The sequence below is a fragment of the Streptomyces lunaelactis genome, assembly GCF_003054555.1.
Classification (GTDB): domain Bacteria; phylum Actinomycetota; class Actinomycetes; order Streptomycetales; family Streptomycetaceae; genus Streptomyces; species Streptomyces lunaelactis.
The window spans coordinates 801,546-816,683 of the sequence record NZ_CP026304.1; the positions used below are offsets into that span (position 1 = coordinate 801,546).

General features: G+C 69.6%; 11 protein-coding genes. 5 read left to right on the plus strand and 6 right to left on the minus strand.

Annotation, left to right across the window (positions count from 1 at the left end):
- The first annotated feature begins 5 nt into the window (after positions 1–5).
- Positions 6–1,349 carry an LLM class flavin-dependent oxidoreductase gene (locus SLUN_RS03555; RefSeq protein WP_108147111.1) on the plus strand — a complete coding sequence of 448 codons (1,344 nt, stop codon included), beginning with the start codon at positions 6–8 and terminating at the stop codon, positions 1,347–1,349.
- Between the two features lie 260 nt (positions 1,350–1,609).
- Here the strand turns inward: SLUN_RS03555 and SLUN_RS03565 are convergent, their stop codons facing one another.
- Together SLUN_RS03565 and SLUN_RS03570 are read right to left on the minus strand one after the other, a co-directional pair.
- Complete coding sequence (locus tag SLUN_RS03565) at positions 1,610–2,239, minus strand: LAETG motif-containing sortase-dependent surface protein (protein WP_159100174.1); 630 nt, start codon at positions 2,237–2,239, stop codon at positions 1,610–1,612.
- Positions 2,240–2,404: 165 nt separating this feature from the next.
- A complete protein-coding gene (locus SLUN_RS03570) occupies positions 2,405–2,911 on the minus strand; it encodes a DUF6328 family protein (protein ID WP_108147112.1) in 507 nt (168 codons plus the stop codon).
- A 269-nt stretch (positions 2,912–3,180) separates the two neighbouring features.
- On the opposite strand from SLUN_RS03570, the gene SLUN_RS03575 reads away from it, so the two are divergent.
- The 3 genes from SLUN_RS03575 (at position 3,181) to SLUN_RS03585 (ending at position 7,963) form a co-directional block, all read left to right on the plus strand.
- Positions 3,181–4,263 carry a magnesium and cobalt transport protein CorA gene (locus SLUN_RS03575; protein WP_108154499.1) on the plus strand — a complete coding sequence of 361 codons (1,083 nt, stop codon included), beginning with the start codon at positions 3,181–3,183 and terminating at the stop codon, positions 4,261–4,263.
- Positions 4,264–4,448: 185 nt separating this feature from the next.
- Positions 4,449–6,503 (plus strand): phosphocholine-specific phospholipase C, encoded by a 2,055-nt coding sequence (locus SLUN_RS03580; RefSeq protein WP_108147113.1) that lies wholly within the window; start codon positions 4,449–4,451, stop codon positions 6,501–6,503.
- 158 nt (positions 6,504–6,661) lie between these two features.
- The gene (locus SLUN_RS03585) at positions 6,662–7,963 is read left to right on the plus strand and encodes an LCP family protein (protein WP_257153650.1); all 1,302 of its coding nucleotides are present in this window, start codon (positions 6,662–6,664) and stop codon (positions 7,961–7,963) included.
- Here the strand turns inward: SLUN_RS03585 and SLUN_RS03590 are convergent.
- Entirely contained in the window at positions 7,953–9,290 is a 1,338-nt protein-coding gene (locus tag SLUN_RS03590) for a DUF1254 domain-containing protein (RefSeq protein ID WP_257153651.1), read from the minus strand. The two genes, SLUN_RS03585 and SLUN_RS03590, sit on opposite strands and share 11 nt — an antisense overlap.
- Positions 9,291–9,536: 246 nt before the next feature.
- Positions 9,537–11,594, minus strand: a complete 2,058-nt coding sequence (locus SLUN_RS03595) for a SpoIIE family protein phosphatase (protein ID WP_108147116.1) — start codon at positions 11,592–11,594, stop codon at positions 9,537–9,539.
- A 241-nt stretch (positions 11,595–11,835) separates the two neighbouring features.
- Between SLUN_RS03595 and SLUN_RS03600 the strand changes: the two genes are divergently transcribed.
- Positions 11,836–13,170 carry a DUF2252 domain-containing protein gene (locus SLUN_RS03600; RefSeq protein WP_108147117.1) on the plus strand — a complete coding sequence of 445 codons (1,335 nt, stop codon included), beginning with the start codon at positions 11,836–11,838 and terminating at the stop codon, positions 13,168–13,170.
- Between the two features lie 21 nt (positions 13,171–13,191).
- Here SLUN_RS03600 and SLUN_RS03605 read toward each other — a convergent pair whose 3' ends face one another.
- A complete protein-coding gene (locus SLUN_RS03605; RefSeq protein WP_108147118.1) occupies positions 13,192–13,590 on the minus strand; it encodes an SHOCT domain-containing protein in 399 nt (132 codons plus the stop codon).
- 72 nt (positions 13,591–13,662) lie between these two features.
- Entirely contained in the window at positions 13,663–15,132 is a 1,470-nt protein-coding gene (locus SLUN_RS03610) for a rhamnulokinase (protein WP_371413806.1), read from the minus strand.
- Positions 15,133–15,138: the final 6 nt, after the last annotated feature.

A 15,138-nucleotide genomic window follows, 5' to 3' on the forward strand; every position in this document is an offset into this window, starting at 1 on the left:
CGCCCATGTCCGCCGACACCCCACGCCAGTTCCATCTCAACGCGTTCCTCATGAACGCCGGCCATCACGACGCCGCCTGGCGTCACCCGCACACCCAGCCCGAGCGGATCACCGATCTCTCGTACTTCCAGGAGCTGGCCCGAATAGCCGAGCGCGGGAAACTCGACTCCCTCTTCCTCGCGGACGGCGTCGCCCTGTGGGGCAATGCCCGCTACAACGCTGTCGGCGGTTTCGAGCCGCTCACGCTGCTGTCCGCGCTGGCCGTCGCCACCGAGCGCATCGGTCTGATCGCCACCGTTTCCACCACCTTCAACGAGCCGTTCCATGTGGCTCGTAAGTTCGCCTCGCTCGACCACCTCAGCGGCGGGCGCGCCGGCTGGAACATCGTCACCTCCGGGAATGTCGCCGAGGCCAGGAACTTCGGCCGCGAGGAGCATCTGGAGCACGCCCTGCGCTACGAGCGTGCCGCCGAGTTCCTCGATGTGACCAAGGAGCTGTGGGACAGCTGGACCGACGACGCTCCGGTCGTCGACCGCGAGCGGGGTGTCTACACCAAGGACGGTGCGGTACGTCCCATCGCGCACCGCGGCAAGCACTTCCGGGTCGACGGGCCGCTCAACGTGCAGCGCTCGCCGCAGGGCCACCCGCTGCTGGTGCAGGCCGGCTCTTCGGAGGACGGCAAGGAGTTCGCGGCCCGCTACGCCGAGGCGGTGTTCACCGCCCAGCAGACCCTCGCCGACGGCCAGACCTTCTACAAGGACCTCAAGTCACGGCTGGCGAAGTACGGCCGCACGCCCGGCCAGCTGAAGATCCTCCCGGGGATCTGCCCCATCATCGGGGGTACCGAGGCCGAGGCGCTGGCGCTCGAGGACGAACTGACGGGCCTGCAGGTCCCCGAGTACGGGCTGCAGCAGCTCTCCGGGATGCTCGGCACCGATCTGAGCGATCTGCCGCTCGACGGTCCGCTGCCCGAGCTCCCCGAGGAGCAGGACATCAACGGCAACAAGTCCCGCTTCACGCTGGTCGCGGACCTCGCCCGGCGCGAAAAGCTCACCATCCGCCGGCTGATCGCACGGCTGGGCGGCGGCCGCGGCCACCGGGTCTTCGCCGGTACGCCCGAGCAGATCGCGGACCAGCTGGAGGAGTGGTTCACGCAGGGCGCCGCGGACGGCTTCAACATCATGCCGCCGTATCTGCCCGGCGGTCTCGAGGTCTTCGTCGACCAGGTGATTCCGCTGCTGCAGGAACGCGGTCTTTTCCGTACCGAGTACAGCGGTCACACCTTGCGCGACCACTACGGCCTGGAGCGCCCGGCAGGCCGGCTCGTCCCTACGGCGGCAACACCCTGATCGCCAACTCCGCCGCCGCCTACCGGGATCTCCCCGAAGCGCTGCGCACTACGCACAGGACGACTACGGCGACCTGCCGCGTCTGCTGCACCGGGTGACGGTCGCCGGCGATGTCCCGGTCAGTGTCGACGGCGAACTCGGCCGCGTCGTCGAGGGCGACGAGGCCGCCCACTACACGCCGGCCGCGGCCTGAGAACGCAGCAGGGCGGGTGGGCCGTCCCCCGACGGCCCGCCCGCCCCTCGTATGTCCGTGCTCGGCGTCAGTGCTGCACGCTGCGACGCTTGCGCGCGGCCCACATGATGCCGCCGCCCGCGACGATGACCACGGCGGCAGCGCCGGCGATCAGCGGCGTGGAGCTGGAGGAGCCCGTCTCGGCCAGGTCACCGGGAGTGGTGCTCGGCGCGGCCGACGGCGGCACCTCGGCGGAGCTGGTGGCGGTGCTCGGCGTGTCGCTCGGCGTGCTGCTCGGCGTCGGCGTGGGCTTGGCCGGGGGGGTGGTCGGCGGCGTGGCCGACGGCGTCGGGGTGTTGTCCTCGCACACCGGCGCCTGCTTGGTCTCGTCGCGCGAGAACTGGTCTCCGTCGCCCGCCTTCACGATGAGACGGACGGTCAGCTCCTTGTCGTGCTTGGGGAGCTCGAGCGTCTTCTGGAAGCTCTGCTTGAAGGACTCGGCGGGGAGCAGGTCCTTGCCGTCCACGGTGACGTTCACGGTGTTCTCGGCGTTGCCGCTGTAGGCCTTGAGGTGAATGCTGACCTCGGTGCAGGTCACGTCCCACACCGGGGTGTGCGCCTGTGCGGAGCCGGCGGTCAGGCCGACACCGAAAACGCCGGCCGTCGCGACCGCTATGAGGGCTCCCGAGCGCCGCCACGATCTGTTGATTGTTGACACAAAATCCTCCACGGTTACCGCGCCACCCATCTGGCGGTGCGCGCAGAGTACCGCCATGCCCACAGGGGCTTGCACCCGCCCCACCCCTCGCACAACTCACTCGCGTCTCCCAATGTTCCGGGCACTCCGCGCAGTTGATCGACAGCGGTTTATGAATTGTGCCCGTCACTCGCGCTGCTTGACGGTCGGATTGGTGGCGCGGGTCCAGGCCGGGAGTACGAACCAGCAGAGGCTGAACCAGACGACCATCCCCACGACGAGCCACAGGGCGAGGCTGTCGTCCAGGACCACCCGGAGAATGAGCAGCAGCGCCGATGCCATCGTGCACAGCAGGAGCACCAGCCCGAGAAGGGTGAGGCGTGAGGCCCACTCGACCGTCTGCGGCTTGAGGCGCTGCCCGGTCACGAGCCGGTGGAACGACACCGGCCCGATGAGCGCGCCCATCGTCGCCGCCCCCATCAGCACGGTGGCCGTATAGATGTCACGGTCGGTCTCGGAGAGATCGGTGAATCGCGACTGGAAAACGACCGTCAGCAGAAATCCGAAGAGAATCTGCACTCCGGTCTGGGCGACCCGCAATTCCTGCAGAAGGTCACCCCAGCGCCGGTCCGCCCGCTCTTCCGGCGTCTCGTCCCGACCGCGGTCACGTCCCTCGTCGGCTTGCTGCGCCATCGGACAACCTCCTCTGTCTCGCATGATGCGCTGCGAGCGCGAATTGCGCATGCCCGTGGCCCGACCCGAAAAACCTGGGGTGTACGCGGAGGGTGATGTGTATGCCGACGAATGAGAAGGGGACGGCGGCGGCCTGCGGGCCGCCGTTCGTCATCATTGAGGGTCCGCCGGAGTCGTACGACGGACCTGCATTCCGGCACCCCGTCACGCACCCCGGTCCGGACGGTGGCAAACTGGCCGCCGATCCACCGAAGGAGGCCGCCGTGCCCATGATCCGCAAGCTCCGCCGCGTGGTGCGCCGGGCCTACCACCGAACCGTGGACCTCAGCCACCCGGCCCGGTCCCCGCTCGGCAGCTCGGTGGTGAAATGCGTGGTCTACCAGGACGGCAAGCGGCAGACCGGCGACTGTCCCGCCGACGAGGCCGTCCGACGGGTCCGTAAATCGCGCAGCGGCTTTGTGTGGATCGGCCTGCACGAACCGAGTCAGCAGGAATTCGCCTCGCTCGCCGAGCTGTTCGGTCTGCACCCGCTGGCCGTGGAGGACGCGGTACTGGCCCATCAGCGGCCGAAGGTGGAGAGTTACGACAATGTGCTGTTCGCGGTCTTCAAGACCGTCCGCTATGTCGAGCACGCGGAGCTGACGGCCACCAGCGAGGTCGTGGACACCGGTGAGCTCATGGTCTTCGCCGGACCCGACTTCGTGATCACGATCCGGCACGGCATGCACGGCTCTCTCGGCCCGCTGCGGGAAGCGCTGGAAGCCTCTCCGGACCAGCTGGCCAAGGGCCCCCTCGCCGTCCTGCACTCCATCGCGGACCACGTCGTCGACGACTATCTCGGCGTCGCCGCGGCCGTGCAGGACGATATCGACGTCATGGAGACCGCGGTCTTCGCCGAGCATGCCGGCCGCGGCGACGCCGGCCGGATCTATCAGCTCAAGCGGGAACTGCTGGAACTCAAGCGGGCCGTGACACCGCTGGACCGCCCTCTGCAGGCGCTGGCCACCGACCCCGGCCTCCTGGCCGACCGGGAGATCCGCAGGTACTTCAGGGACGTCGCCGACCACCTGGACCGCGTGACCGAGCAGGTCGCCTCCTTCGACGCCCTGCTCGACTCGATCCTGCAGGCCCACCTGGCCCAGGTGACCGTCGCCCAGAACGAGGACATGCGCAAGATCACCGCGTGGGCGGCGATCGTGGCCGTGCCGACCATGGTCTGCGGTGTCTACGGAATGAACTTCGAGCACATGCCGGAGCTGAAGTGGACGTACGGATACGCGTACGTCCTGAGTGTCATCGCGGTCGCCTGCTTCGTCATCCACCGGGCGTTCCGCCGCAACGGCTGGCTCTGACCTTCGGCAGGTGCGTTCGCCCCGGGTCTCGCCTCGCCCTCCGCGAAGAGCACCCGCCGGGCGCGCTGTTCGTGGCGAGTACCTCGCCCTTTCGCGCGGACGACACGGCCCCTTCCCTTCCACTCGCTCCTCTTGGACACTCCGCTGACTCCTGTTTCCTCACACTCCAAGAGGACCCCACACTCATGCCTGAACTCAATCGGCGCCGCTTCCTGCAGATAGCCGGCGCGACCGCGGGCTTCTCGGCCCTGTCGAGCAGCATCGACCGCGCCGCCGCCATCCCGGCGAGCCGCCGCTGCGGCACCATCCAGGACGTCGAGCACATCGTCGTACTGATGCAGGAGAACCGTTCGTTCGACCACTACTTCGGCGCGCTGAAAGGCGTACGCGGTTTCGGTGACCCGCGCCCGGTGACGCTGCCCAGCGGCAAGTCGGTCTGGCACCAGTCGGACGGCAGCAAGGACGTGCTGCCCTACCACCCGTACGCCGAGGACCTCGGCATGCAGTTCATCGCCGGCCTCAACCACGACTGGCAGGGCGGCCACAAGGCCTGGAACCACGGCAAGTACGACCAGTGGATTCCCGCCAAGTCCCCGGGCACGATGGCGTATCTGACGCGCGAGGACATCCCGTTCCACTACGCGCTCGCCGACAGGTTCACCGTCTGCGACGCCTACCACTGTTCGTTCATCGGAGCCACCGACCCCAACCGCTACTACATGTGGTCGGGCCACACCGGCAACGACGGCAAGGGCGGCGGCCCCGTCCTCGGCAATGACGAGCTCGGGTACGACTGGACGACGTACCCCGAGCGGCTGGAGTCGGCCGGGATCTCCTGGAAGATCTACCAGGACATCGGCGACGGCCTGGACGCGGGCGGCTCCTGGGGCTGGATCGAGGACGCCTATCGCGGGAACTACGGCGACAACTCCCTGCTGTACTTCAACAAGTACCGCAACGCCAAGCCCGGCGATCCGCTGTTCAACAAGGCGCGCACCGGCACCGACGTGAAGAACGGCGACGGCTACTTCGACCTCCTCAAGGCCGATGTGAAGGCCGGGAAGCTCCCCCAGATCTCCTGGATCGCCGCCCCGGAGGCCTTCTCCGAGCACCCCAACTGGCCCGCGAACTACGGCGCCTGGTACATCGCGCAGGTGCTGGACGCCCTCACCTCCAACCCCGAGGTGTGGAGCAGGACCGCGCTCTTCATCACATACGACGAGAACGACGGCTACTTCGACCACATCACCCCGCCCTATCCGCCGGCCTCCGCCGCGCAGGGCCTGTCCACCGCGGACGGCAAGCTCGACCAGTTCGGCGGAAACGCCACCTACGCCGCCGGGCCCTACGGCCTCGGCCAGCGCGTCCCGATGCTCGTCGTCTCCCCCTGGAGCACCGGCGGCTACGTCTGCTCCGAGGTCTTCGACCACACCTCGATCGTCCGGTTCATGGAGCGCCGCTTCGGCGTCGGCGAGACGAACATCTCGCCGTGGCGCCGCGCCATCTGCGGCGACTTGACCTCGGCGTTCGACTTCGGCCTCAAGGACACCAGGCCCGCCTCGCTGCCGGACACGGACGGATACGAGCCCCCGGACCGCGAACGGCACAACAGCTACGTACCCAAGCCGCCCGTCAATCCTGTGCTGCCCAAGCAGGAGCGCGGTTCGCGGCCCGCTCGCCCGCTGCCCTACGCGCCGCTGGTGGACGGGGCAGCGACGCCCTCGACCGGGCGCTTCACGCTCACGTTCAGCGGCGGCGCAAAGGCGGGTGCGTTCTTCTCGGTGACGTCGGGGAACCGCACGGACGGGCCGTGGACGTACACCACAGAAGCGGGAAAGACGCTCTCCGACACCTGGAACACGGCCTACTCGAAGGGCGTGTACGACCTGTCGGTGTTCGGCCCGAACGGCTTCCTGCGCACCTTCAAGGGCGCCGGCACCACCGCCGGCGCCGAGGTGACCGCCCGCCATGTCGCGAGCAGCGGCCGCGTCGAGCTGACCATGACGAACACCGGAGCCGACTGCCGTCTCAGCCTCACCAACGCGTACGGCGGGAGGTGCAAGACGTTCACCGTGCGCAAGGGCGCACGCCTGGTCCACACGGTGGACCTGCGCGGCAGCAAGCGCTGGTACGACCTGAGCGTGGTGTCCAGCACGGACGGTACGTTCCTGCGCAGGTTCGCCGGACATGTGGAGAACGGCCTGCCCGGCGTGAGCGACCCGGCGATCATCACCGTCTGATCACCGGCTGACCGGAGCGAAGGGGCCGCCCGCCGAACCCGGCGCGCGGTCTCTCGCCCGACACCTCGCTACGGACTCGCCGCGAAATACGCACTTCGGACAAGAATCCGTGATTCCGTCATCGAATTGGCCGGGATACGATGTCGGAGGAGTCCTCTGTGCGCAGTTTCGCTGTCACGGCTGTTGTGGTCGCCGCGCTCGCGTCAGGTGGGTCCATGTGGGCGACAAACAGTCCCCGTGGTCCCTCGCCGGCCGCAACCCATGAGAACGGCACCAACGTTCTGCTCGTCGGACTCGACCGGCGCACCGGCATCTCCGCCGAGGACAAGAAGCGCCTGCACGTCGGCGGCGAGGAATGCAACTGCACCGACGTGATGATGGTCGTGCACATCGCCGAGAACTCACAGCGCATGAGCGTGGTTTCCATCCCCCGCGACTCCTATGTGGAATTCGCCGATCACACACACCCCCGGCACTCCGGGAAAATCAATGGCGCTTTCGCGCACGGCGGTGGAGATCTGGCGGTACGGACGGTGGAGAAAGAGACCGGTCTCCGGATCGATCACTATCTGGAAACCGACTTCACCGGCTTCGCCGACACCGTCGACCGCCTCGGCGGGGCGAAGGTGTGCACGGACACCGCCCTGCACGACCTCGGTTCCGGACTGAAGCTGGCTGCGGGTACCCACCACCTGGACGGAAGCCGCACCCTGCGCTACGTCCGCGCCCGCCATGTCTCCCCGCCCGGCGATCTGGGCCGGGTCCGCCGTCAGCAGCGCGTGCTCGTCGAGATGCTGTCCCGGCTCAGGGACGAAGGAGCCCTCGAGAACCCGGCCGCCGCGGCCCGCACCGCCCACAAACTGCTGAAGTCCGTACGCACCGACGCCGGCACCGGCGCACAGGACCTGGTCCGCCTGGGCTGGATGCTCGGCCGGCTCAAGGCACGGCAGACGGAGTTCGCGACCGTGCCCATCTCGGAGTTCGACCACCGCGTACCGCAGTGGGGCTCCACCCTGCTGTGGGACAAGGCGCGCTCCGCCGCTCTGTGGGCCGCGCTGCGCGAGGACCGGCCGATCACCGGCGACTCCCGTATCCGGCCGAGCAACGACGTGCCGGTCGAGTTCGCCCCGGCCTCCCTTCGGCTCCGGGTCACCGATCCGGAGGTCGCCCGAGCACTGCGTGCAGGTGGCTACGCGGTCGAGTTCGCCCCGGCCCGGCCGGGCCTGCCACGGCCCCAGGGCCCGACCGTCATCACCTACGACCCGGTCATGGAGCGCTACGCGGCCACTGTCGCGGCCGCGCTCCCCGGCGCCCGGCTGCTTCCGGTCGCCGGGCACGGCCAGGTCTTCGATGTGACCGTCGGAACCGAGGCGCGCACGGTCGTCAGGGTCGTCCATGACCGCAGCAGCGTCGAGGGCGCGCCCGTCCACGGCGAACGGCTGCGGTGCCCTACGCCGTGACCTGGATCGGCGGAAGCTGATAGCTGCCGTCGAGGACCGGCGCCCCGGGCGAGTAGAGGCGGATGACCGGCCTGAAGGCACCGAGAGGGGCGGGCAGCCAGTTCGAGGCGTCGGCCGGCCGCTCGTGCTGGAGCAGCAGGGTGAGCGAGCCGTCGTCGCCGTATACGAGGCCGGGGGTGCGGTCGCCGATCGAGTAGCGCCCGATGGGGTTGTCGACCAGGTGGTAGTCCGGGGTGTCGTACATCGTGACCGACCAGAAGGCGTCGACCGGCGGCGGCTGTTCGAAGTGCAGGGTGTACGACGTCGAGCCGACCAGCTGTGCCCCGGCCGAGTCGCTGAAGGTCTGCGCGTGGACCGCCTCGTACGCGTGGTTGCCCCAGAGGCCGACGCGGGCGGCCACTGCCCTGGTGAGGTGGGCGGTGGGACGGTCGGGGATCTTCCAGCGGTCCTCGTCAAGGGTGCCGGGGCCGAGGTGGTCGACGTTGTAGTCGAAGAGATGCAGGTTCACGTCCCAGACGCCGGGCGGGTGTTCGGGGTCCGTCGGCGGATGGGCGGCCGCCTCGAGCCGCGCCCTGCCCTGTGCCAGACCGGCTTCCAGCGCGTGTACGAGGCCGGGGTCGGCCTGGACGTACGGCGAGGGCCCTTCCTCCAGCAGACCCAGCGGCTGGAAGCGGTCCTGATACGCGGCATCGCGCGGCGCGGGCGGGAAGTCGGCCATCCAGACCCGCAGTTGCTCGAAGAAGCGGAGCGGTTCGGGCACATCGGGGTCGGGCTGCGGAAGCCCCGATCCGGCGCCCGGCTCCAGCTGTGTGAGCGTGAGCTGCCGCTGGAGCGCCGTGATCCGGGCCATGTCCTCGGGGCCGTCGCAGGCGCTGCGGCCGACGATCGAGGCGACCGCGGTGGGCGAGTCGATGACCCGGACGCCCTCGGGCGGGGTGCCGGTCCAGCCGGGCGGCGCGATCAGCCAGGTGGCCTCCTCCGTTCCCGTCGCCCGGCGTCCGAGGTAGGCGAAGTTGTTGGTCCAGGCGTCCACGAACTGCAGGACGTAGTAGGCGCCTTGACAATCCGGAACATGGAGGAGCAGCGGACCGCCGGAGAGGTCGAGCTGGGCGAGCGAATAGACGGTGTCGTTGTTGACGGACACGAACTTGGCGCTCGCGTCGGCGAGTTGGGGTGCGTGCGCAAAGGCGTTGAACGGGCCGGCGGGCACGATGCCGAAGCCCTTCCGGGTGGTGGTCTCGACCGTGCTGAGGTCATGGACCAGCGGATAGCCGTAGATGTACGCGGCCGCGGCCAGGTCCACCAGCTCGGGCTTCGGATCGGACACGGTCGGCTCCTTGTCCTCAGACCGCCGGCTTCGGACGGCCCGTACACAGTGCCCCCGCCGCCCATGCACCACCGCTGCCACTGTGGCCGGAGTCGCACGGGGCGCTGGGCGGAGTCGCTGTCCGGGCCATGGGGACTCCTTCGTCGACGTCAGTCCGAGCGTCCGTGGCGCCTGGTGCTGCGACCACCCGGCCACATCCGTTCGGGTGAATCCCGGCTCGCCGGGCGAGGGCATCGCGGTCCGAGGTCAGCCGCCGAAGCCGGCGTCGGGTGGGACGAACTCGCACCAGACCGCCTTGCCCTCACCCCTCGGCTCCACACCCCAGCGCGCGGCAACCGCGTCGATCATCAGCAGGCCCCGCCCGGACGTCGCCGCCTCACCGGGCGACCTCCGGCGTGGCCGGACGCTGGAGCGGTCCTTGACCCACAGCCGCACGCGACGGACCGGTTCCGGCAGGACTTCGAGAGTGAGGACCGCGCCGCCCTCCGTGTGGAGGAGCACATTCACCAGCAGTTCCCCGGCGGCCAGTTCCACGTCGTCCGCCAGCGCCTCCAGACCCCAGTCCTCGAGCGCGTGCCGCAGCGCGGTGCGGGCCTCCGCCAGCCCCTCGGGGTCGGCCTGGTGGACGTACTGGTGGATCCGGGGCGCCCGATGGGTCCCGGGGTCGGGTGCTCGCCGCAGCACGAGGAGCGCGACATCGTCGCCGGTGCCCCACCGCTGCCACAGCCGGTCCGACAGATGGTCGGCGAGCGCTCCCCCCTCCGCGGGACCCGTGCGCACAGCGTCGGCGAGCGCGTCCATCCCGGCCGTGATGTCGAGGCCCGGTTCCTCGACGAGGCCGTCGGTGCACAGAATGAGGGACTCGCCGGGCACGAGGTCGAGCCGGGACTCGGGGAACTCCTCATCCTCGAACACCGTGGCCAGGCCGAGCGGGAGTCCCCCGCGCAGGTTCGGCCAGCCGACCCGCCCGTCGGTATGCCGGATCAGCGGCCCCAAGTGGCCCGCGCGCACGGCCCGTACCCCTCCCGACTCGAGGTCGACCTGGGCGTACGTACACGTGGCGAAGCGTTCGGTGTCCAGTTCGGCGAGGAAGCGCGAGGCCCGTGCCAGCACGGTGGAGGGGTCGTGGCCCTCCGCCGCGTAGGCGCGCAGAGCGATGCGCAACTGGCCCATGATGGCGGCGGCGTGGGTGTCGTGTCCCTGGACGTCGCCCACGACGATCCCGACCCGTCCTCGGGGCAGCGCGATGACGTCGTACCAGTCACCGCCCACCTCCCTGCCGCTCCACGCCGCGTGGTAGCGCACCGCGATCTCCGCGCCCGCGAACTCCGGGATGTGGCGCGGCAGCATGGAGGCCTGCAGGCTGGTCGCGAACTCCCGTTCCTGGTCGAAGAGAATGGCTCGCTGCAGGGACTGGGCGACGATTCCCGCCAGCCCCAGGCACAGGGCGCGGTCCTCGGCGGGGAAGCTGGTACGGCCCCGGTAGAAGAGCGCGAGGCCTCCGATGGGACGGGCCTGGGCGACCAGGGGCAGAAAGGCCGCCGCGTCCAGCCCCAGCCGGCGGACGTAGGGCGCCAGCTTCGGAAACCGGCCGGCGAGATCGGACAGCGAGGTCACAAATCGCGGCTGCTGGGTGAGCACCGCCTCGGCGAGCGGCAGCGACTCGTCCAGACGGTTGAGCTTCAGGTCGGCCAGGACTTCCATCGATGTGCCGGACATTGCGATGATCTTGAGTGCGGAGCCGTCGACCAGGGCCAGGGCGAGCCCGTCCGCACCGAAGCGTTCCAGGCCGCTGGTGCCGGTCAGCACCGCGGTGACATCGTCCACGGTGACCGCCTTCGACAGCGCCTCCGTGGTGCTCTGGACCATGGCGGTCATCCGCTGCCGGCCCGCCTCCAGCGGGCTGATCACCGTGAATTCGGTGAGCTCCGTCGACGCGTTGCGCACGATGCCGACCACTCGGTACGGGTTGCCCTGCGCATCGCGCAGGATGCGCCCCCGTGCGTGCGTCCACTGCCGGATCCCGTTGCGCCGTCTGACCTGGAAGTACGCGCCGTAGGAGGACCGGCCGCTCTCGATGGCCTGATCCACCGCCGCGTCGAGCCGCAGGCGCTCCTCGGGAGGCACCCGGGAGCTGAGCGACTCGGGTCTGCCGTCGTACTCCCCCGGCCCCAGGTCGAAGACTGCCATCCCGGCCCTGTCGAGCTCGAAGATCCCGCTCTGCAGATCCCAGTCGAAGCTGCCCATGCGATTGAGGGCCAGCCTCTCGGCCGGTCCGATCACTGGCCAGTCCCGTCCTGACATGTGCTCGCTCCGGAGGAGGGACCGGGAGACCCGGTCAGTCGGCCATGCCGTCCTCGGGCAGCATAGCTTTGCGACTTTTATCGCGCATTACGGTGAGAGGTCAGGGCTGAGGGAGCGCTCCGGGAGGCCGGCGCTCACCCGTTCGCGCCGCGCGCCGGGCTGCCGGGCGGCAACGGAGGGAGGCTCTTCCTGCACGGCACCGGCGACCGGTACCCACGGGATTCGGAGGGAGGCGGAAGACATGGGCACTCCGTCCGAGCAGGCGCAGCGGGGGAAAGCCGCCCGCAACCAGGCCTCGCGGTCCTCGCACGGACTGTGGATCCCGGGGGCCGACCGACTCGACCCGCTCGTGATCCTGGAGCGGCAGGCCGCCAGCCGCGTCCCCGAGCTGGCGCCGATCCGCTACGGGCGGATGGCCGCCTCCCCGTTCGCCTTTCTGCGCGGAGCGCCCGCGGTGATGGCCGCCGATCTGGCCACCCAGTCGCGCACCGGTCTCCACGTCCAACTCTGCGGCGACGCCCATCTGCTGAACTTCGGCGTGTTCGCCTCTCCCGAGCGCTCCCTGCTCTTCGACCTCAACGAATTCGACGAGACGCTTCCCGGCCCCTTCGAATGGGACGTGAAACGCCTCGTGGCGAGCGTGGCCGTCGCCGCCCGCTCCAACGGCCAGTCCGACGCCGAGGCAAGACGGGCCGCGCTCGGCGCGGCGCAGGCCTACCGGCTGTCGATGCGACGGCTGGCCGAGTTCGGTGAACTCGACGTCTGGTACGAGCGGCTCGACACCCGCGAGCTGCTTCCGCTCGTACAGAAAATGCGGCGCCGGCAGCTCAAGGCGGGCCCCTCACGCGCCCGTCGCCGCACCAGCCTCAAGGCCCTCACCCAACTCACGGAGACCGTCGAGGGACGGCGGCGGATCATCAGCGACCCGCCGCTGCTGGAACCGGTGAGGGCACCCGACGTCTCCGCCCTGCTCAAGATCTTCATGGACTACCGCAGCACACTCAGCGAGGAGCGGCGCATGCTGCTCGACCGCTACCGCTTCATCGACGTGGCCCGGAAGGTCGTCGGTGTCGGCAGCGTCGGCACCCGTTGCTTCATCGTCCTGCTGGAGGGACGGGATGCCGACGACCCGCTCTTCCTCCAGATCAAAGAGGCCGAGAGGTCCGTGCTGGAGGCTCATCTCCCCAGGAGCGCATACGCACATCAGGGACACCGGGTGGTCGTGGGACAGCGTCTGCTGCAGGCCGCGAGCGACATCTTCCTCGGTTGGGTGAGAGGTCCCGCCGGCCGCCACTTCTACTGGCGGCAACTGCGTGACATGAAGGGCTCCGCCGATGTCGACGACATGGCGCCGGCCGTGCTCCGCGACTACGCGAAACTGTGCGGCGCCGCCCTCGCCCGTGCCCACGCACGCTCCGGCGACCGGATCGCCGTCGCTTCCTATCTCGGCAGCGCCGACACCTTCGAGCGGGCGATGTCCGAGTTCGCCCTGCGCTACGCCGACCAGAACGCCGTCGACTACGCGGCCCTGTTGGCCGCGATCGCAGCCGGAGACGTCAAGGCCGTCGAGTCCTGAGGCGACCCTGTCCAGGCCTGTTCAGGCGAGGAGTTTCGTCTTCGCCTTCTGGAACTCCTCGTCCGTGATGGCACCGGAGCTCTTGAGGTCCGCGAGTCTGGTGAGTTCATCGACCCCGCCCTTGCCAGCGCCGCCGCTTCCCGCGGCTTCCCGGACATACGCCTTGAAAGCCTGCTCTCTGTCCTCGGCCTCCTTGACGTCACGCTTGCCCATCGAGTCGCCCCGGGCGATCACATAGATCAGAACGCCGAGGAAGGGCACCACCAGGGCCAGGACCAGCCAGCCGGCCTTCGCCCACCCGTTCAGGTCGTGGCTACGGAAGATATCCGTGATGACCCTGAACAGGAGGAACAGCCACATGATCCAGAGGAAGAACCAGAGCATGGTCCAGAACAGGTTGAGGAGCGGGTAATCGTCCATGGTCCACATCCCTCACCGACACGAACGGCCGGATCTACTTCAGTGATACCACCCCGCATAACGGCCCGCTCGTCAGCGATATTCACCGGCCACGCTCCCCGGCCGGCCGGCTCCCGGCTCGTATCTACGCAGCTCATGAGCGGTCCGCAGCAACGCGCGCAGCTCGGCCAGCCCACCGGTCACAGCACCGGCAGCACGCGCCTGCACCAGCACATTGCCGAACGCCGCCGCCTCCGCAGGTCCCGCGACGACCGGCAGGCCGGTGGCGTCGGCCGTCAGCCGGCACAGCAGCGGATTGTGTGCTCCCCCACCGACGATGTGCACGGTGGAGACCGTCCGTCCGGAGAGCCGCTGGGCATCTTCGACCGCCTTGGCGTGAGCCAGCGCGAGCGAGTCCAGCACACAGCGGGTGGTCTCGGCCTCGGTACGGGGAGCGGGCTGCCCCGTACGCACACAGGCCTCAGCGATACGACGCGGCATGTCGCCGGGAGCGAGGAACGCGGGATCAGCCGCGTCGACGACCGAACGCCGCGGCCGTACCGAGGCGGCTCTGTCGAGCAGAGCCGCGAGATCCTGGGGGCGGCCTTCCGCCTCCCAGCTGCGCAGGCACTCCTGGAGCAGCCACAGCCCCATGATGTTGCGCAGATAGCGGACGGTGCCGTCGACCCCCAGTTCGTTGGTGAAGTTGGCGCGTCGGCTCTCCTCCCCGAGGATCGGGGCGGCCAGTTCGAGACCGGCGAGTGACCAGGTGCCGGTGGCGATGTACGCGAAGCCCTCGCCCTCGGCCGGTACGCCGACGACTGCCGACGCGGTGTCGTGCGAGCCGACCGCGATCACCGGGACCGGCCCCGTCAGTCCGGTCTCGGCCAGCACATCGGGCCGGAGCGTGCCGGCCGGGTCGCCGGGGCGGCGCAGCGGCGGGAAGAGGGAGAGGTCGATCCCCAGCCGTTCGGCGACGGCGAAGGACCAGTCACGGGTCCGGGGATCGATGAGCTGGGTCGTGGAGGCATTGGTCAGCTCGGTCCCGGCCCGTCCGGTCAGCCAGTAGGCGATGAGATCGGGAATCATCAACAGGCTTCGGGCTGCGGCCAGTTGGGGGCCGTCCCGATCGGCGAGAAGCTGGTAGAGCGTGTTGAAGGGCAGATACTGCAGCCCGGTCGCCGCGTACAGCTCGTCCGGCGGCATGACGGCGGCGACCTTCTCCGCCACCCCTCGGGTCCGCTCGTCCCGGTAGTGCACGGGATTGCCGAGGAGTTCACCGGCGGAGTCCAGCAGTCCGTAGTCGACAGCCCAGCTGTCGATGCCGACCCCCGCGAGCCGCCCGCCCGCCGCGACGCCTGCGGCACGCAGCCCGTCGAGTACGCCCCGGTAGAGGGCGAGGATGTCCCAGCGCAGGGTGGAACCGGTCCGGACCGGGCGGTTGGGGAAGCGGTGGACCTCGGTCAGCTCCAGTACGCCGGGGCCGACGCGGCCCAGCATCACGCGCCCGCTGGACGCGCCGAGGTCGACGGCGGCGAAGTAGAGCGGCTCGGTGGCGGGCACGTACAC